20 protein-coding genes and 1 other annotated feature are annotated in these 19,923 nt (G+C 40.4%); of the genes, 3 read left to right on the top strand and 17 right to left on the bottom strand.

The genetic code is table 11. The annotated features are described in order from the left end of the window. Positions 1–7: 7 nt before the first annotated feature. The 4 genes from lepA to gpr form a co-directional block, all read right to left on the bottom strand. A complete protein-coding gene (gene lepA / locus ACH8E3_RS02565) occupies positions 8–1,822 on the bottom strand; it encodes a translation elongation factor 4 (protein ID WP_458631035.1) in 1,815 nt (604 codons plus the stop codon). Between the two features lie 112 nt (positions 1,823–1,934). Continuing rightward, positions 1,935–2,369, bottom strand: a complete 435-nt coding sequence (locus ACH8E3_RS02560; protein WP_458631034.1) for a hypothetical protein — start codon at positions 2,367–2,369, stop codon at positions 1,935–1,937. A gap of 32 nt (positions 2,370–2,401) precedes the next feature. Further along, positions 2,402–3,658: a stage II sporulation protein P gene (locus ACH8E3_RS02555; protein ID WP_458631033.1), complete on the bottom strand. Its 1,257-nt coding sequence runs from the start codon at positions 3,656–3,658 to the stop codon at positions 2,402–2,404. Between the two features lie 133 nt (positions 3,659–3,791). Further along, entirely contained in the window at positions 3,792–4,793 is a 1,002-nt protein-coding gene (gene gpr / locus ACH8E3_RS02550) for a GPR endopeptidase (RefSeq protein ID WP_458631032.1), read from the bottom strand. 160 nt (positions 4,794–4,953) lie between these two features. Between gpr and rpsT the strand changes: the two genes are divergently transcribed. Next, positions 4,954–5,226 (top strand): 30S ribosomal protein S20, encoded by a 273-nt coding sequence (gene rpsT / locus ACH8E3_RS02545; protein ID WP_458631031.1) that lies wholly within the window; start codon positions 4,954–4,956, stop codon positions 5,224–5,226. An 84-nt stretch (positions 5,227–5,310) separates the two neighbouring features. Here rpsT and holA read toward each other — a convergent pair whose 3' ends face one another. The 6 genes from holA to ACH8E3_RS02515 all read right to left on the bottom strand — a co-directional run bounded on the left by holA (position 5,311) and on the right by ACH8E3_RS02515 (position 12,159). Then, positions 5,311–6,327 (bottom strand): DNA polymerase III subunit delta, encoded by a 1,017-nt coding sequence (gene holA, locus ACH8E3_RS02540; protein WP_458631030.1) that lies wholly within the window; start codon positions 6,325–6,327, stop codon positions 5,311–5,313. A 204-nt stretch (positions 6,328–6,531) separates the two neighbouring features. Then, complete coding sequence (locus tag ACH8E3_RS02535; RefSeq protein WP_458631029.1) at positions 6,532–7,746, bottom strand: anti-sigma factor family protein; 1,215 nt, start codon at positions 7,744–7,746, stop codon at positions 6,532–6,534. Beyond that, complete coding sequence (locus ACH8E3_RS02530; protein ID WP_458631028.1) at positions 7,743–8,291, bottom strand: RNA polymerase sigma factor; 549 nt, start codon at positions 8,289–8,291, stop codon at positions 7,743–7,745. Before ACH8E3_RS02530 ends, ACH8E3_RS02535 begins: the two co-directional genes overlap by 4 nt. Positions 8,292–8,462: 171 nt before the next feature. Beyond that, positions 8,463–10,940, bottom strand: a complete 2,478-nt coding sequence (locus ACH8E3_RS02525) for a DNA internalization-related competence protein ComEC/Rec2 (protein ID WP_458631181.1) — start codon at positions 10,938–10,940, stop codon at positions 8,463–8,465. 223 nt (positions 10,941–11,163) lie between these two features. Next, the gene (locus ACH8E3_RS02520; protein WP_458631027.1) at positions 11,164–11,679 is read right to left on the bottom strand and encodes a deoxycytidylate deaminase; all 516 of its coding nucleotides are present in this window, start codon (positions 11,677–11,679) and stop codon (positions 11,164–11,166) included. A 27-nt stretch (positions 11,680–11,706) separates the two neighbouring features. After that, a complete protein-coding gene (locus ACH8E3_RS02515; RefSeq protein WP_458631026.1) occupies positions 11,707–12,159 on the bottom strand; it encodes a ComEA family DNA-binding protein in 453 nt (150 codons plus the stop codon). A gap of 183 nt (positions 12,160–12,342) precedes the next feature. On the opposite strand from ACH8E3_RS02515, the gene comER reads away from it, so the two are divergent. Continuing rightward, the gene (gene comER / locus ACH8E3_RS02510) at positions 12,343–13,164 is read left to right on the top strand and encodes a late competence protein ComER (protein ID WP_458631025.1); all 822 of its coding nucleotides are present in this window, start codon (positions 12,343–12,345) and stop codon (positions 13,162–13,164) included. 12 nt (positions 13,165–13,176) lie between these two features. Here the strand turns inward: comER and leuS are convergent, their stop codons facing one another. Beyond that, the gene (gene leuS / locus ACH8E3_RS02505; RefSeq protein ID WP_458631024.1) at positions 13,177–15,612 is read right to left on the bottom strand and encodes a leucine--tRNA ligase; all 2,436 of its coding nucleotides are present in this window, start codon (positions 15,610–15,612) and stop codon (positions 13,177–13,179) included. Positions 15,613–15,702: 90 nt separating this feature from the next. Then, positions 15,703–15,973 (bottom strand) — a binding site (T-box leader). 157 nt (positions 15,974–16,130) lie between these two features. Between leuS and ACH8E3_RS02500 the strand changes: the two genes are divergently transcribed. Further along, positions 16,131–16,289: an asparagine synthase gene (locus tag ACH8E3_RS02500; RefSeq protein ID WP_458631023.1), complete on the top strand. Its 159-nt coding sequence runs from the start codon at positions 16,131–16,133 to the stop codon at positions 16,287–16,289. Between the two features lie 104 nt (positions 16,290–16,393). Here ACH8E3_RS02500 and ACH8E3_RS02495 read toward each other — a convergent pair whose 3' ends face one another. From ACH8E3_RS02495 to yhbY, 6 genes are read right to left on the bottom strand one after another with little or no spacing between them, the layout of a single operon-like run. Beyond that, on the bottom strand, positions 16,394–17,164 hold the full coding sequence (locus ACH8E3_RS02495; protein ID WP_458631180.1) for a class I SAM-dependent DNA methyltransferase: 771 nt from the start codon (positions 17,162–17,164) through the stop codon (positions 16,394–16,396). Positions 17,165–17,193: 29 nt separating this feature from the next. Further along, complete coding sequence (locus ACH8E3_RS02490; RefSeq protein ID WP_458631022.1) at positions 17,194–18,102, bottom strand: CvfB family protein; 909 nt, start codon at positions 18,100–18,102, stop codon at positions 17,194–17,196. Next, on the bottom strand, positions 18,099–18,455 hold the full coding sequence (rsfS, locus tag ACH8E3_RS02485) for a ribosome silencing factor (protein WP_458631021.1): 357 nt from the start codon (positions 18,453–18,455) through the stop codon (positions 18,099–18,101). The genes ACH8E3_RS02490 and rsfS overlap by 4 nt, the downstream gene beginning before the upstream one ends. Then, positions 18,452–19,030, bottom strand: coding sequence for a bis(5'-nucleosyl)-tetraphosphatase (symmetrical) YqeK (gene yqeK, locus ACH8E3_RS02480; protein ID WP_458631020.1), 579 nt, complete (start codon positions 19,028–19,030; stop codon positions 18,452–18,454). The genes rsfS and yqeK overlap by 4 nt, the downstream gene beginning before the upstream one ends. Further along, entirely contained in the window at positions 19,014–19,604 is a 591-nt protein-coding gene (locus tag ACH8E3_RS02475; protein ID WP_458631019.1) for a nicotinate-nucleotide adenylyltransferase, read from the bottom strand. The genes yqeK and ACH8E3_RS02475 overlap by 17 nt, the downstream gene beginning before the upstream one ends. Before the next feature lie 16 nt (positions 19,605–19,620). Next, a complete protein-coding gene (gene yhbY, locus ACH8E3_RS02470) occupies positions 19,621–19,911 on the bottom strand; it encodes a ribosome assembly RNA-binding protein YhbY (RefSeq protein ID WP_458631018.1) in 291 nt (96 codons plus the stop codon). Positions 19,912–19,923: the final 12 nt, after the last annotated feature.

The following is a 19,923-nucleotide window of genomic DNA, read 5'->3' as shown; positions in this document are numbered from 1 at the left end:
CGGCTGATCAATCGTCGACTTTCAATACCGCCATAAATGCTTCCTGCGGAACTTCAACGCTTCCGACTTGCTTCATACGTTTCTTACCTTCTTTTTGCTTCTCAAGCAATTTACGTTTACGTGAAATATCTCCACCATAACATTTAGCCAATACGTTCTTGCGCATAGCTCGTACCGTTTCCCGTGCAACTACCTTTGTTCCTACGGTAGCTTGAATAGGAACTTCGAACATTTGACGCGGGATAATCTCACGTAGCTTCTCACAAATGATACGACCACGAGCGAATGAACGGTCTCGGTGAACAATGAAGGAAAGCGCATCAACCTGTTCGTTGTTAAGCATGATATCCATCTTAACAAGATTCGATCTACGATATCCAGATAATACATAGTCAAACGAAGCATAACCCTTCGTACCCGACTTCAACTTATCGAAGAAATCATAGACAATCTCAGAAAGAGGAACTTCATAAATAATCGTTACTCGATTCTCGTCTAAATATTGCATGTTCACGAACTCTCCACGTTTGTTCTGACACAATTCCATCACCATACCAACATAATCATTAGGCACGATAACGGAAGCCGTAACATATGGTTCTTCGACATGATCTATCTTGCTAAGTTCCGGATAATTCGAAGGGTTATCAATCTGAATGAAATCACCATTTGTCATGGCAATTCGATAGATAACACTAGGGGCAGTTGTGATCAATGGAATGTTGAATTCACGCTCAATCCGCTCCTGAATGATCTCCATATGAAGTAAACCTAAGAATCCACAGCGGAAGCCGAATCCAAGTGCGCTAGATGACTCGGGTTCAAAGCTTAGAGAGGCATCATTTAACTGAAGCTTCTCAAGCGCTTCCCTTAGATCAACATATTCTGATGTCTCAATTGGATATAATCCACAATATACCATAGGATTGATTGTCCGATATCCAGGTAGTGGTTCTAGTGTAGGGTTTTTTTCGCTAGTTACGGTATCACCTACACGGGTATCCCCAACATGCTTAATCCCCGCAATAATGAAGCCAACGTCGCCTACGTGCAATTCATCCACGATGGTCATGCTTGGCATGAAAGCACCAACTTCAATAACTTCAAAAGTCTTGTTCGTTGCCATCATCTTAATTTTGCTTCCTGCTTTGATACTACCATCGACTACACGTATATAGACGATAACGCCTTTATATGCGTCGTAATGAGAATCGAAGATAAGCGCTTTGAGCGGTTGCTCGGGGTCCCCCGTTGGTGATGGAACCTGCTTCACAATCTGCTCTAGTATTTCTTTAATTCCAATCCCCGCTTTAGCGGAAGCAAGAACAGCCTCGCTTGCATCCAAGCCAATAACATCTTCTATCTCTGTTCTAACACGTTCAGGGTCTGCATTAGGCAGATCGATCTTGTTGATAACTGGTAAGATCTCAAGGTTGTTATCCAAGGCTAAATACACATTCGCAAGTGTCTGTGCCTCAATACCTTGTGCAGCATCAACAATCAATAATGCGCCTTCACAAGCAGCAAGACTTCGAGATACCTCATACGTAAAATCTACGTGTCCTGGTGTATCAATTAGATTGAGGATATATTCCTCACCATCATCTGCACGATATAATAAATTAACAGCCTGCAACTTAATCGTAATTCCCCGTTCACGTTCAAGATCCATCTTATCAAGGACTTGCTCCTGCATCTCACGAGAAGACAGTGCACCCGTATACTCAAGTATGCGGTCAGCCAAGGTAGATTTACCATGATCTATATGGGCAATAATACTAAAATTACGAATTTTCTTTTGTCTCTCAAATACGTCCTTCATTCCTTACCCCCACAAACATCCTGATGTTTCGATCAACTCATTATAACAGTTGTCGTATATACGAGCAATCCTTAGCTAGAGCGAAATGAAATTAAATGTCATAACACGATTTTCATTGTGTCGCAGAATTAAAAATAGATACGACTAAACGGATACCCTTTTGCGAAGCTCTTTGTAACAAAGAGGCTGTTTTATCAGCTAAAACATCTACTGAAGCTTTAGTATTATTCGGAATAAATATATCTTGGGGTGTTAAATCCGTATAGTTAGGAACTATTGTCTGCTCTTGTTCTGGACCCTCATAAATTGCAGGTTGTTTCACGTCAGGCTTTATTGTAATCGTATAGGAACGTTCAACACTTTGGTCAGCATGAATCTGTGGCAACGGAATCGTGATCGCTTGGGGAGCTTGTGTCTTTGCTATTACGCCTTGCTTAAGAGTCGTATATACGTCTGTAGGTTTTGAAGTAGCGAACTGCATCCCTATAAGAATTCCTATTCCAGCCCATATTCCAATCGTCCACATTCTTTTACTTAACCTAGACATATATAGTCCTCCCCCACTTAGCATTTTGTAAGTTAACTACCATTTGTTGTATTCACTTCTGATTTTACAGCATTAGCTTTCTTTGCATTTTGATCTTCAAAATACACATCCGCTAGAATATCAGCCAGAATGCGACTCGTCCGCTCCAACTCTTCTTTCGTATTATCTATGCCTCCGATTTCAATAATAATGCTATTCGGAGAGAGGGATTGATTATACTCGCCGTTACCCTGGTTTGCTGTTTTACCCCAAATTCCTCTAGAAATACCGGGATAAGTAGCTTCTAGACGCTGGTGAATAGAATTGGCATAAGCCTCATTTTGACGCCAATTCTTATTTTCATGACCAATAATAAAGTACATTTGAGCATAACTAACATTATTGATGGTGGTTGTCGTTTTATCGTGTCGTTGTGAATCACGATGAATATCGAGGAAATACGTTAACTTATCATTTTGCGCCATGGCTTTTTTAATAGATTCTCGTGAATATTTATAAGAGAACTTATAACTATAATCTTTCATATAAGAAGGATAATCATCTTGCAAATGTTTCGTAGCTATCCCTTTCACCTTCAATTGTGTTGCAATCATACTTCCTACTTGCATCACATTCTCACTAGATTTAGCTGAACTAGGATTAGTGCTTGGAGTTCCTATAAGTGGATTAAATGCTTCCCTAGGATGAGAGTGATAGATTAGAATCTCTCCATTGCGATCTTGCAATTCATCTTTGGGTTCTAACGGTTCCTCTGGTTTAGTAATTTCATTCGCCATTGTGATAGGGTCAGGGATAGCAATACCTTCTTGAGCTTTTGCACTTGCCACAGCTTTGCTAGAATCAGGATGATAATCCTCTGGAGCTTCCATATTCTTATTTCCAGTAGCGCTACGAAGCAGAACGGGATTATTCCGATCCATACCTGGCAATTCTTTTGCTAACAGACTTTTAGGATCCCGAATATTAACATTGGTCAGCAATTGAAATACAAATGTACTCATTTTCTCAGCAGATAATGATGATGATTCTTTATCTTTATTTAAATGGGGCATTTCCATTGCCAACATATCCTTGAATAAATCACTGGTAAGGGATGAAGCGAAACCTTTCATGGAAGAGATAGGTGAAGTGTTGAAGCTTTGCTCTGCTATACCGCCAAGACCTAACATGATGAAAAAAATAATTGAACTCATCATCAAAATCATAAACGTTCTTCCCATGGTAAGAACTGATAGCCATTTGGCTCTCCAGAGATGTAAATTCCAAATTTGAAACCATTCTTTTTTCATTCGTATGTCCTCCTGAACTCTCTTATACTTTCAATCTATGAACTGGAGGGAATTACTAGAACCAACAACCACAAAAAAAGAAGCTCCGATAGACTCGGAACTTCCTCCAATTGCGATATATCGACATTGATTCTTAGTGTGTATATGATCCTACATTTGTAGTATCCACAGCTTCATGCAGTGCTGCATTTAATCCTGTAGCTATGATATTCGCCATATCTTCTATAAATTCATCGATCTCCTTCGGTGTTACAATGAGATCGTGACCGAGCGGTTCCAGTACTTCTTTCACAAGGGCAAGCCGTTCTTCTTCAGGCATATCATCTAGCATGCCCATGATCTGCCTCGTATGTTGTGTTTCTTGATCCAGATGCTTCTTCATCAAATCTATTGCATTATTGACGATAGTCGATGCATAGCAAACGGTAGGTACACCTATCGCAACACATGGTACACCCAGTACTTCCTTGGTTAATCCACGTCGTTTATTACCAATTCCAGAACCAGGATGAATGCCAATATCCGCAATTTGTATTGTCGTATTCACCCTCTCAAGTGACCTAGATGCCAACGCGTCAATGGCTATAATCAAATCAGGCTTCGTACGATCTATAATACCTTGTACGATCTCACTTGATTCGATTCCCGTTACACCGAGCACACCAGGAGCAATCGCACTCAATTCACGGTATCCAGGGGCCACTTGATCAGGTACTAATTCGAAATAATGACGTGTAACTAATATATTCTCTACAACGAGCGGCCCTAAGGAATCTGGGGTCACATTCCAATTCCCAAGACCAACAACTAGAACCGTGCTGTTCTTTTGAATACCAATCAGTGTGAGGAAATCTTCGAATTCTCTGGCAAAGGCCTCGGCTACTCTTCCTTGTAATCCAGTGTCACCACCTCGTAAGCCAGGAACCTCTAACGTGACATAATGTCCTTTTACCCGGCCTATCCTTCTAGAGCCCTCTTCATTGAATACATTTAGCCTTGTAATTTTAATGCCATCACTCTCGGTTATTTCTTCATCTACTCCTGATATGGGAATATTAGATCCCCGTTCAGCCATTTCTTTCGCATCTACTGCGAGATCTGTACGAACACTGTAATTCTGTAAATCTAATGTCATTTCATTCATACCCCCTTCTAATTCCTACTAGTAGTGTGCGAGGGAGGGTGGATGTTTATACAAAGCCTTTTAAGTATTGCTTTTTCATGTATCACATGCTAAAATATTTTAAGTTGTGAATCATGTCGATCTATCGAATGTCTTTCAGGAGGTGAATGCAATGCCAAATATTAAATCCGCTATCAAACGTGTAAAAGCAAATGACAAACGTCATGCGCTGAATGCTTCCCAAAAATCCGCTCTTCGTACAGCTGTTAAAGCTGCTGACAACGCGCTGGTAAATAATGAAGTTGAAGGTGCAAATACTGCTATTCAATTTGCTTCCAAGAAATTGGATAAAGCTGTAACAAAAGGCTTGATCCATAAGAATGCAGCAGCTCGTAAGAAATCACGCTTAGCGAAAAAACTTAACGCCCTTAACGCACAAGCTTAAGAAGCGCTATTCATACGACAGATGCAAAAGTCCTGAACAGCAGGTAGCTGATCAGGACTTTTTATCATTTCTACGACCCATTTCTTAGCCTAAACGGAGCAAGAATAATTCTAATCCAAGCACCTTGTCTATCCTTCCAGTCTTCATCTCATAATCAAGATCTGCTAACCTACTCAGTATAGTTCGTAAATAATCGAATTTGAACTTTCGTCCTTGTTCTCCTGCGATTTTGACAGCATAGGGGTGGATAGATAATTGTGATGCAATTTGTCCTTGAGAATAACTCTGACTTGTAAGTTCTTTCACCTGAAGTATGATACGGAATTGCCTTGTAATTAATGCTGCAATCTTAATTGGCTCTTCTCGCTGTTTCAAGAGTTCATAATAAATGACCAACGCATGCTCTAATTTTAGGTTTGCCATATCCTCCACTAATGCAAATACATTCTGCTCTGTACTTCGGGCTACCAATTGCTCCACGGTATCCACTTCGATCCTGCCATCTTCTCCTGAATAAATACACAATTTATCTAGTTCGGATGAAAGTTTCTGAAGCTGTGTGCCTGCGTTTCTGATAAGTATACCTGCCGCCCCTGATGCCATCGTACAACCTCTTACCCTTGTCTCCCTTTCTACCCAGTCAACAAGCTCATCGCCTCCTAAGGAAGCAAATGCGAGGGTAATGCTAGAAGCCTTCAAGGCTTTAACCACTTTCTTGCGTTCATCTAATTTATCATGGTTAACTAGAAATACAAGAACACTGAATTCAGAAGGATTCTTCAAATAATCCAGCAGCGAATCCAAATGATGATCTATCTTTCCATTCTCTTTACCTGCTGTGAAAATAGAAGCATCCCGAACAAAAATTAATTTGCGTGGCACCATGAAGGGTAATGTCTCCGCTTCTTCCATAACCATTTGAATTGGAGTCTCTGCTAAATCATAATTCACAATAGCAAATTCATGATCTTCCTTCGCAATGGCCTGATCAATTAATAGCGAACTGAACTCTTTCATTTGATACTTCTCTGATCCATATAGCAAGTATACCGGAGCAATATCTCCTGTCTTAATCGCTTTTGTTGCTGATTTGATATCCAATGTAATCCCCTCCGATCCATCCATACACATACATTATCTCTCTTTGTACATTATTCTATCAAAAAAGAAGCGTTGTAACCACAACAAAGGAACCTTCTGTCTTCACCTAAGGTTCCTTTGTAATTCAGTTCTTCTATAACAACTAACGCAATCAGATCATAACTGATTCCGATCATTGTATATGGCGTACCCATCCCAGTATCACTAGGGGTTAGTCAAAGATTGAATTTGTTCGGGAAATGTATAGACAGATGTCTGCCCATCACGTTCGATGTGATACGTAAACGTAGTACTGTCCAAGGACCATACACCCATTATCCAATCGCCAACAATATCCACACTCTGAAGTACCTTTTTAGTACCAGCATTTTTATTAGGTAATTGGTAGATCACTAGTTTGTTATTCTCAAGCACTGCATTCATGGTACCATTCGGAGATTCTAATGCATTTGTTACTGCACCTGTCTTCTCAAGCATAGGTTGTGAAGCACTAAACCTCGCGATATCATCCATAATATGTTGCTTATTCGGAACAGGATCAATCGTGCCATCCTGATCTGATTTCTTCGCTACGCTATCATCAGGGTTGGTTATCTCTACGTCTTGTTTCACCGGTTCCTCAATCAATTGCGCAGTAGACACACCATTGGATTGATCTACTGAGCGATCCGTAATTTTTGTCTTATTCTTTGGATCTAGCGTATTGGTTGAATCTAATTGTTGTGGATTGGATGGTGACGAAGAGTCAGCACTCGGTTCTTTATTATCTTTTATGGGAGTAGTTGATTCTTCATGATCTGAATTTGGCTGTATGATATCCGGTACTTCTGGATTGGAATCACCATTATCCAATGCGGATGATCTCAGTACATTATTTAGCGAGTCTAGATTTGCATCTTCATCTGCATTAGATGGAGACGTCGCTGCCTGCATCTTATTAGAATTAGATTCCACAGCTGTTGTAGAATCTAGACTGGCAGGAGCCGTTCCATGATATTGAATCTGTGCATCTGAAATCTGTTCTGGAGAATAACTATAGATAGCTACTCCTAATACACCTATGGCCGCAGCCACACCCATGAAGGTTCTAGTAGCTTTCATAGTAAAGAATTTCTTCTTATGCTGATTGATATTTGCAACCGGAATCATCTGCGCTGGTTGAACCTCTTCATAATCAATCTGGACTTGTCGTACACGATCCAATGCATCAAGTTGAGGCATAATAGCATCCACCAAACTAAATCTAGGTACAACTAACGGAAGTGCTTCTAGTTCATGATTAAGCGCTTGTATTGCACGAAAAGTCTGTTCACATTGTGGGCACCCAGCAATATGTTCCAACATTTCTTTCTCCTCTTGCACTTGAAGTTCGTTATCTAAATATTGGTGCATCCATTCTACAACCCCACTACATCTCATCCTGATACACCCCCTTTCTGATACTCATGTAATAAGTTCTGCAGTTGTTGTCTTGCTCTGAATAAATAGGACTTTACCGTATTTAGCGGAAGATCCAAACACTCCGAAATCTCGTTATAGGAAAGTTCCTGTAGGTATCTCAACACAATTACATTTCTATGATGTTCTGGGAGTTGATTAATAGCTTCTCGAATATCTTCTGCCACATAAGAGGATAGAACAATATGCTCAACATCCTGTTTATCTTGAAAATTAAACTCATGCTCATCCATAGATACCGTCGGTTTAGTTCCCCTAAATTTGTCGATACATATGTTGGTTACGATTCGTTGTACCCATGTTTTGAACTTTGCCTTTTCTTCATAAGAATCAATTTTTGTATAAATACGGATAAGTGCTTCTTGCGCAGCATCCATTGCATCTTGTTCATTATTAAGCATATAAAAGGCTGTACGATAAACATGATGTTCAATATCTCGTAATAGGGTAATTAGAGCGTCGCGATCGCCCGATTGAGCGGCTCTAATGAGTCCAAGCTCTACCACAAAGGATCCCCCTCTCCCTGCAATCTTACTGACGTGTAAGACCAGCAAATTGTTGCACTTTTTTTATTTTTTCTAATTATATTTCATCATATAATAGAAATACTACTATGCGAATCTTACAAATGTAAAGATGAGAGTTCAAAGCCGGTATGAAATCGATAAATTAGATCATCAATTCAATTTATTTCTAATCCATACACCATTTGGGTGAAGCCTCATCTGAACCTCCCCATGTTGATCTGTGCGATATATGGTCATATCATGCTCTTTAATGCGATCAACCACTTCAGCTTTGGGATGACCATATGTATTGTGGATTCCCACAGATATAACAGCAACGCTTCCTTTCCAATGAGAGAGCCATTGCTCTGAAGTTGATGTTGAACTACCGTGATGGGCAATTTTAATTATATCAATACCTGTTGATATAAGATTTGCATTCGCTTTATCTTTTAGAATATTCAACTCGCTAGAAACGTCCATATCCCCCGTTAATAACATTCGAACACTATTCATCTCTAGCGTAAAGACGACGGAATGGTGATTCTGTTCCTTGACCACAGGTAACCCCTCCTGCTCTACTTGGGTCATATCTGGCGATATAAAGGTGAATTGAGTATGTGAATCAGGTCTCATAATCATCTTATTATGAAGGGCATACATGGGAATATCCTTATCTAGTGCTGTCAAGAACAATTTGTTGAATGCAACTCCACCTGTTAGTGTACCATTAAACATTATTACTTTCACTGGGATATGATCCAGCACAGCCTGTAACCCACCGAAATGATCCTGATCACCATGAGTAATGATCACTGCGTCAAGATGATGAATACCCCTCTTTTTCAATAATGGAACAACGACTTTCTCGCCTACTTCAAAAGGCTCACGCCGATTCTTCCATATATCTTTTTCTTTCCTAAAGTTCAATGTTCCTCCACCATCCACAAGAATCTGTTTGCCATCAGGTGTCGTAATAAGAATGCAATCCCCTTGACCAACATCGATAAAAGATATTTGACCTGCACCCTGTAAGGATGGTGGTTGATACGCTGTATATAAAAGAACGATAAATAGTATTAAGAATGGGGCTACAATCCATTGTTTCCATGTTAACTTATGACCTCCATTCTCCTTATGAAGTTTAGAATGTAGCACGCCTTCAAGTGGAAGTGTATCATCGATACACACAGGATCCCGTCGAACATGGTATACCCATATTTGACCTAATCTTAATAGCACATATAAGAGGATGTAGTAAGAACAGATCCACAATACAGATGGCGAAGGCCATATGGTGATCCATGCTGGATATGCATTCATTCCTTCGACTATGGCAAAAGTCAACTTATTGAGCCATTCCACAACCCATGCTATACTCCTACCCACTGGGAACCATAATGACCCTAAGATCAATGAGGTCATACCCATAGGCATAACAACAGCAGAAATAAGAGGCACAAGCAGTAAATTAGCAAGAAAAGATAATAAAGAGAATTGGTTGAAGTAATATATCGTCAATGGAAAGGAAATAAGCTGGGCAATGATTGCCACCGCGATTGCACCACCAAGCTTAGATGGCAACCATTTCAGCATCGATCTAGCTAAAGGTAGGTATAGTATTAATCCCAAAGTAACAATAAAAGAAAGCTGAAAGCTAACATTTAATAATAAATATGGGTTCCATACTAGCATCACAAACGCTGTAGCACTAATGATATTCAATCCATCTTTCAATAATCCTTGTCTAAGCGCATAGAGGGTAATCATGCTCATTATACCAGCGCGTATAACAGATGGACTGCAACCTGTTAGAAGAACGTAACAGGGTATAAGCACTATAACGATGGTAAGTGTCGTTTCACGTGTGAGTCTGAACCAAGATAACATGATCAACATCAGACAAGCGACAAACACGGCAACGTGTGTACCGGATACAGCCAATATATGAGATAATCCTAATTGTGAGAATTGACCGTATGTCATTGGATCCACATCATCTCGCATACCGATGATAAGACCATTCATATAACCAGCATGTCGTCCTTGGTATAGTTGATCCATCTTCGTTGCTATCTTTTCTCTTAACAGATCATTCAAGCGAAGTATAGATATCATACCCCATGAAGAATTTGGCGTGACTTGCACATTATTCAGACCATCCACTTTTATGATCCAATGAATTTTCTTCGTCCGTAAATAATTGCGATAGTCAAATGCATCAAAGTTTCGTGCTGTAGACGGGATTTCAAGCGTTCCTTGAGCTTTAATCATATCCCCACGTTGCCATGACATAGCAAGAAGTTGCTCTTCTTGTGTCTGAAGTTTTACCTGTAGAAGCAATGTCTCTGAGACCTTCAGTGTATGGATAGCTGATAATTCTAAGTTCATACTGACTCGATCACCATCTATATTTACGATGCTAGTAATCATTCCTTCAGCCTGAATACTCGACATATCTAATTGCGTAATATCCTGATGCATCGCCAAAGGTAATGAGCTCACATTCGTCACATCAACCCATTCCCAATAGCCACCAGAAAGTGTAAAAGCCAACCATATCATGATTGTTAATCTCCATCTTATATTTAGAATCGGGATCGAAGCTAGAAGTATCAAGCTCAACCCTAACCATATCAAGCCCAACATATATCCTGAATATGAATAGGCTGTGATACTTCCGAGAAGCCAACATAGCGCAAATAACATTAGGGGTCTGCTCTGCATTTCTATCACCTTTCTTCTATTAATTCAGGTCGCGAAATTTCATTTATAACAAAAAGAATCCCTTTCACGACTAAGGTAATTGTCGTCAAAGAGATTCTTTCTCTAGGGTATTGCTATGAGTTAATGGCAATTAGAATAACTATGTTTAGTTCGTGACAATACTCGATGTATCGTTAGGTGGGACAAATGATTGAATCTGACGAAACGTAATTTTCTTCGTATTCATCATCAAGGTTACTTTATCGGTGTCTTTCGTATACGGTCGATGATATACAATTTCACTAACCCCGCTGTTGGCTAACATATTAGCACAGGTCCAACACGGTTCATCTGTTACGTATACTGTACTACCTTCGCGATCGACACGGTCGGTAAACAGCAATAAATTCTGTTCCGCATGGATAGTTCGAATACAACGTTGCTTCTTGACCATCGTTTCTTGATCATCCACAAGGACCAAGGATAGATCCTCTGCGATCATACAACCCGCTTCTGAACAATCTGGCATACCCATAGGTGCGCCATTATAAGCCGTCCCTAGTAATTTCTTCCCTTGTACAAGTACAGCACCCACATGTCTACGTTCACATCGAGAACGTGTTGACACCATATAAGCGATATCCATGAAATACGTATCCCAATCTTTTCGAGTATCTGTCATCTCGTTGTCCTCCTTTATAAAATCATCCTATAGTTCCACAAGTGGGGCTATCTTTTCAAGCATTTTAACTCCAATTCCTTTCACTTTCTCAAGGTCAGAAATTGTACGAAAGGGGCCCTTTTCATTACGATAATCCAATATCGCCTGTGCCTTTTTGTCTCCAATCCCTGGGAGTGTACTCAATTCTGTCTTGTTAGCTGTATTCACATTTATAATCTTACTATTGGATACCTGCGTTGTTAGGGATTGAGATGGGTTAGGTTCAGTTATATTCTCAACTGTTGCAGGGACTTGGACAGAAGGTTCATTATTCAGCTTCATCGGTTCAGATATATCAGTATCTGTTAGCACATGCGCTATTTGTAAATTTAATGGTTGCCAGTCTTCAATGCCCCCTTTATCACCTGTACCTGATAACAAAATATACCCACTGCTTATGACCGCACCCAGTAGAAATATCCCTTGATGTATTCGTCTCATCGCTTTACACCTCTATCCTATGAGATTGGTATGACCTCACGACATTTCGACAGAATCACATGTAAAATAATAATATAACTTCATATGATCTGTTATTTCGTCATGAGTCAAAGGTACTTACGCATAGATTATGAAGTAGGATTATGTCATGAACGCTAATTATGAAAGGAGGAACTATACGACATGAAAGTAGGAATGATTGGAACCGGTAGTATGGGAAGCACATTAATTGATGCTTTTATTCAATTCGGTGCCTTACAACCACACCAACTCTTCATAAGTAATCGTTCTCCAAAGAAATCGCTTGTACTTACGCAGCGCCATGAAGGTCTAAATATGTGTCGCAACAATATTCAGACGGTAAGATGCAGTGACATTATATTTCTGTGTGTCAAACCACTTCAATTCTCCTCATTAATTCAAGAAATCAAAGATGAGATTCGACCTAACCAACTTGTAATATCGATCACTAGCCCGGTGCAAATTGAACATTTAGAAAATCATTTATGTTGTAAGATCGTCAAAGTCATTCCAAGCGTAACTCATAAGGTGGGTAGTGGAACATCATTAGTTATGTATGGCAGCCGAATCGAAGAGACAGACAAGCGCGTGATTCATGATCTTCTCTCTTCGTTCAGCAAACCGTTAGAAATTAAAGAATCGCAGGCACGCATTAACTCAGATTTCTCTAGTTGCGGGCCTGCTTTTATGAGTTTCTTCTTATCCAAATGGATTGATGCTGCCGTTGAGATGAAAGGTAGTTCTAAAGAAGAAGTAACCTGCTTAGCAAGCGAGATGATGCTAGGCACAGGCAAACTACTAACTCAGGGAGGTTTGACACCTTTACAGCTTCAAGAACTAATTGCTGTACCTGGCGGAATTACCGCCCAGGCTTTGGCTCAATTAAATAAAGGCTTAGAAGGTGTCTTCCATCAGTTAATCACTACTACCCATGATAAATATGATGAAGATGTTGCGAAATTAGATAAGTTATTCGCTAAATAGATAATTAAATAATTAGCTAACTACAATATTAACTAATTTCCCTGGAACAGCAATCACTTTACGAATGGTTTTGCCTGCAATAGCTTGCTCCACGCTTGAGAGAGATAGACTATGACTTTGTAAAGTCTCTTGGTCCATATCCTTAGGCACCAGTGCACGCTCTACAATTTTACCATTCACTTGTATAACGATCTCCACTTCTGAATCCACTGTGAAAGATTCATCGAATGACGGCCATTCCACAAGCGTGATGCTTTCTGTATGCCCAAGGCGCTGCCATAACTCTTCAGCTATGTGCGGTGCCATTGGGGATAACATCTGTACAAATTGCTCCACAGCAGCCTTCGGCAATTGTTCTGTCTTATAGGCTTCATTCACAAATATCATCAACTGACTGATAGCTGTATTAAACCGTAGATTGTCCAAATCCTCAGTAACCTTTTTGATACTTCTATGCCATACTCGTTTGAATTCAACGCTAGCTTCACCATCCACAATCTTATCCTGTAGGTTGCCTTCTTCATTCATAATCAGGCGCCATACACGTGCAAGGAAACGATGGCTTCCTTCCACACCGTTCATACTCCATGGCTTCGTAGCTTCTAATGGGCCCATGAACATTTCATATATCCGCAACGTATCCGCACCATGACTCTCGACGATTTCATCTGGATTAATGACGTTACCACGTGATTTACTCATTTTCTCATTGTTCGTACCTAATATCATTCCTTGATTCACAAGCTTCTGGAAAGGTTCCTTCGTATCGACGATACCAAGATCATAAAGAACCTTATGCCAGAATCGGGCATACAGCAAGTGTAATACGGCATGTTCTGCGCCACCAATATACAGATCTACTGGAAGCCATTGTTGTTGCTTATCTTTTGAACATAGTTCTTTATCATTATGAGGATCAATGAAACGTAGATAATACCAACAGCTACCAGCCCATTGCGGCATGGTATTCGTCTCACGACGAGCCTTCATCCCAGTCTCAGGATCAGTCGTTTCTATCCATTCCGTCACATTAGCTAGCGGTGATTCCCCAGTACCCGATGGCGTAATATGGTCTACTTCGGGTAGAACTAGCGGTAATTGATCGACAGGAACGGTCTTCATTGTTCCATCTTCGAGATGAAGAATAGGTATCGGTTCTCCCCAGTATCTTTGACGGCTAAATAACCAATCGCGTAGACGATATGTAATTTTACCTTCGCCTTTGCCGTTCTCTTCTAGCCATTTAATCATCTTCGCTATAGCTTCTTCATTCTTCAATCCATCAAGCAGTTCAGAGTTAACGTGTTCGCCATCTCCGCTATATGCCTCTACATCGATATTTCCACCTTTGACTACTTCAATAATCTCTAAACCGAACTGCTTAGCAAATTCCCAGTCGCGTGAATCATGCCCAGGTACAGCCATGATCGCTCCCGTTCCATATCCAGCAAGTACATAATCAGCGATCCAGATTGGCATTTGTGCACCATTTACCGGATTAACTGCGTATGCCCCTGTGAACACGCCAGACTTATCCTTCGCTAAATCTGTGCGTTCCAGATCACTCTTATGGGACGCTTGCGTAATATAAGCTTCCACAACACTTAATTGCTCTGCTGTTGTTATTTGTGATACCAATTCATGCTCTGGGGCTAACACACAATAACTTGCACCAAATAATGTATCTGGTCTAGTTGTGAATACAGCTAATTGCGCGTCGTATCCTTGAACATCAAATCTAACTTCTGCCCCTTTGGATTTACCAATCCAGTTACGTTGCATGTCTTTGATACTCTCCGACCAATCTAATTCTTCTAGATCCTCTAATAACCGGTCAGCATATTCGGTAATTCTCAACATCCATTGTCTCATCGGTTTACGTACAACAGGATGATTTCCACGTTCACTTAATCCATTAATCACTTCTTCGTTCGCAAGTACCGTTCCAAGCGCTGGACACCAATTCACAGGTACTTCAGCTACATAGGCAAGTCCTTTATTGAATAACTGAATAAATATCCATTGTGTCCATTTATAATAGTCTGGATCGGTCGTACTAATCTCTCTATCCCAATCATATGAGAATCCTAATGATTTAATCTGACGGCGGAAATTGTTAATATTCTTAACGGTTATATCCCTTGGATGTTCACCCGTATCTATCGCATGTTGTTCCGCAGGTAGACCAAAAGCATCCCATCCCATTGGATGAAGGACATTGTAACCTTTCATTCGTTTGTAACGCGATATGATATCTGTAGCTGTATATCCTTCAGGGTGGCCTACATGTAGCCCTGCTCCTGATGGATAGGGAAACATATCCAATGCGTAGAATTTCGGCTTTGTTGGATCTTCACCTGTTTTAAATGTTTCGTGCTCATCCCAATATTGCTGCCATTTAGGTTCAATAATACGTGGCTGATAGCCCTGTTGTTGCTGTTCACTCATGACTAAATATTCCTCCTCATAATGTTGTTCATGTTCTCAGTCAGACACTATTATCCATCAAAAAAACCCCTACATCCTTAGCGTTTGATCGCTAGGGACGAGAGGTTTGATTCCCGTGGTACCACCCTAGTTAGCGAAATGCATTCTTTGCATTCCACTCACTTTGACCCCTTAACGCGGGTAAGACGATGATACTTCGTATATAGAAAAATTGTCGTTTATAAAGAAAAGTCCGACAAGCCCTTCCACATTCATATCATTACTCCGAGGCAAGTTCGCTCCAATATACCAACCGGCTTGCAGCAATCGCCGGCTCTCTGAATGATATCTCGAAATTACTACTCCTCATCAACGTTTATATATACATTTTGATGAATCAAATTATACAGAATCAAATAAATTAAGTCAACAAGCGCTTTAGTTGTACATATTCTGACTTTATTGTCTTTGAGTATAAATCAAATCATATTAACGAATACTAATAGACGTCTTTCCAAAACAACTAAGGGAGAGATCATATGAGAGAAGGTTTAATTCCTACCGTTCTTGGAACTGTCGTATCTGCATCTGGTGCTGCAATGCTCGGAAGTAGGTATAAGCTTGCTGCTTATGGTGTTCTTGGCTTCGGTCTAGCACATATCATCCTGGGAAGTATCGACCTTGTTGAACATCGTTGAGTTATGGAAAGATTACGTTGCATAAGACGGTTTCTTATGTGTGTGAATGATGACTAGCACGAACAAGCCTTGGATCAAAGGATCCAAGGCTTGTTTATTATCTCTTATTTAACGGCTACATAGAAAAGTCTCTGTGCATCATCTTTGGCTTCGTTCCATTCAAAGTCTGCGTATACATGAACATCACGAAAGCCTGCTTTGATGAGCTCAACTCTCATCCATTCAGGATCATAGGCACGCTGCACATGAATTTCCTCAAAACGACGATATTGATCGCCACCTTGTTCAGCACGAACAAATATTCGCAAATGATGCTCAATCTCACAACGATCTGAATTAAGATCACAAGTCCAAATATACGATACCATACGTTCATCAAGGACAAACGGCTGTTCCTCATTGTAACGTTTCATCGTGTTCGGATGATGAACATCAAATAAGAATGTACCATCTGTCTTAAGACCTTTATATGTTCGAGCAAACAGAGACACAACATCTGATTCTTCCGTAAGATAGTTAATGCAGTCACAAAAGGATATAACAGAATCAACGGGTTCTGGTAATTCCCATTCCCTCATATCCTGTTGAATCCAACGTATACTCCCTTCACGAAAAAGACGATTTCCGCGTGGAGTTCCTTCCATCTTTCCCCTGGCAACGGATAGCATATCCGACGATATGTCTATACCCGTCACTTCAAATCCAGCATTCACCAAGGGAATGGTGATACTCCCTGTGCCACATCCTAACTCAGCTACACGAAGAGGCATGCCATATTTCTCCCAAGCCGTTCTGGCAAACCTTATCCAGTCAGGGTATGGCATGTCTTCCATTAGTTCATCGTATACATATGCAAATTTTCGATAGGATGACATCATGACACCACACTTTCATTGAACCTAGCCTAAGATGGCTCGATCTCACTGTTATTCGGCTCTGCAACCACGAGATAGGTCCAATTTTCCTTTTGCGCAATGAGACCTTCTTTCATCAACTTACCTAAAGCCCGTTTGAATGCTGATTTACTAATTCCGAATCTCTCTTTAATAATATCAGGAGGAGTGGCATCAGAATAAGGCATTCCACCACCTGGACGATCCTTTAGGAATGTCAATAATTTGTCGGCATCTATATCTCTTCCAATCTCTTTTAAGGGAGTCATTGAAAGATTAACTCGTCCATCTTCACGGATATGACTAATGCGAACATTGACTTCTTCACCTAATCTCAGCATTCGAGTTCGCTCTGAAGTGTGTATGAATCCAATCATCCCAAACCCAACAACCCCACCATCTACAATGACGAAAGAGCCTATCTGCAGTGGTCTATAGACGGTTGCATTCATCCATTGGTTAAGACATGAAGTCGGTGCATCGTAGGTTAGTTCTTCCAATTCATATTCCCCTACTAACTTAGCAAGAAGTCTACCTTGTTTATCATGTTCCATCGTAACGAATACCGAGTCACCCACCAAGGGATGAAGTTCTTTGATCTCTGGTAATTCACGAATAGGTAACAAGAGTTGACGCCCCAGTCCCATTTCGAGGAAACATCCTAAGCGTGGATTCACATCCGCAACAACGAGCTTAGCTAACCCTCCTAATATCAAGAAAGGTTTCTTCATTGTCGCTGCTAACCGATCTTGTGTATCGAAGAAAATAAACACTTCAATGATGTCTCCGGGTTTGATTTCACTTGTAATCTCCGTATAGTGAAGTAAGACATCGAAATCATCACCATATAAAAAGAAACCATACGGAGATACTTCACGTGCTACTTCAAGCGAGACAACTGTACCCGCAACTAGACTCATACGATCTCCACGACCGCTGCATCAGACCAAAGCTTCTCGATATTATATGCGCTACGCTCGTCACGATGGAAGATATGAACGATAACATCTCCTAAATCCATCAATACCCAACGTGCACTATCCATACCTTCAATCCCACGAATCGTAGTACCTGCATCCATAGCTGATCTACGGATCTCCGTAGCAATGGCTTGTACCTGTACATCTGAATTACCATGACAAATGACAAAATAATCAGCAACTAATGATATGCCTTTTAAATCGAGTGCAACAACATCCATAGCCTTTTTATCTTGAACGGCAGCTATGACCAAATCTAACAATTTCTTAGGTTCTATAAAATTCTGTTTCATGAATTCGCCTCCAATGTTGTTATTAAATCATTACGTGCTAATACGGTTAATGGAAATATGACCTGCTTACGGGACACAAGGAAGTTGATCGTAGTATCTAAACCAGCAATTAATCCTTCTTCTAAGCTATCCTTGGCAAGTTCTCTAATATTATTCACACCTGGGAAATCTCTCCCTGGTTCCATGTAATCAGCCAAACACACTACTTTATCTAATAAAGTCATCCCGACACGACCTGATGTATGATAGCGTATAGCATCTAACACTTCGCTATCTACAATACCATAATCATATCTTGCGACGAATGCCCCAACCTCAGCATGCCAAAGTTGTTTATTGTATAACAACAAATCATCCGATAACTGATGATCAACAAGAATCATTCTGAGTTTATCAACAGGCCAATATTTAGCTACATCATGTAAGATCGCAGCCAGATCAGCCTTTAGCGGATCAGCCCCATATTGCTCAGCTAACTTTACTGCTGTCTCCATAACACCCTTCGTATGTTCCCATCTTTTCGTAGGCATCTGTGAAGATACAACTTCAATGAGTTCACTACGACTGTATCCCATAAAATCCCCTCCTTAGAATATAATCATATACTCGTTCAGGGACCATGTAACGGATAGAATGACCATTCTCTGCCTTCTGCCTAATACTAGAAGATGAGATGTCTACAAGAGGCATATCCGCTAATCGTACATTTGACTGTAAATAAGAAGGCAATGTATTCAATGCTATAGGAGAACCAGGTCTACCCACACCAATAAACGTTATTAATTTGGAAAGATCTTCAATCCGGTCCCAATGAGGTAAATAATTAACCATATCTGCCCCAATAATAAAATAGAAGTCAAACGATGGTTGTATCGATTTGAGTTCCTCTATTGTATCGATGGTGTAGGAGACACCTCCTCTTCTTATCTCTAGATCAAGCGTCCGAAAAGAAGGATGGTCTTTAACCGCTTCAGCAACCATAGCTAATCGTTGCTCACCCGTTACTCCTGCCTTATCTTTATGAGGTGGAATATGGCTTGGCATGAACCAGACCTCATCAAGCTGATATGAATCTCTCGCAGATTCCGCTGCGAGCAAATGACCGATATGAAGTGGATCAAAGGTCCCCCCCATGATGCCAATCTTCATACTGAATCCTCCCTTATTACGGCAGTTGAATTTCTTTATTATCTTTCGACTCTTTATATAGAACGATCACTTTCCCAATAACCTGAACGAGTTCCGCACCGGTCTTCTGGGCTAACTCAGCCCCAATCTCGTCACGATCTTCAAGACAAGTATTCAAGACCGTTATTTTCATTAGTTCTCTTTTTTCAATGGCTTCTACGATATGGCGAATCAAATGATCGTTTGTTCCATTCTTTCCTACTTGGAACACAGGATCTAAATGATGTGCTAGTGAACGTAGATAACGTTTCTGTTTGCCGTTTAACATGTCATTTCCAAA

This window comes from Paenibacillus sp. CMAA1364 (genome assembly GCF_054373195.1).
The sequence above is the reverse complement of the archived record's forward strand: the minus strand, read 5'-3'. Positions and strand labels throughout refer to the sequence as shown.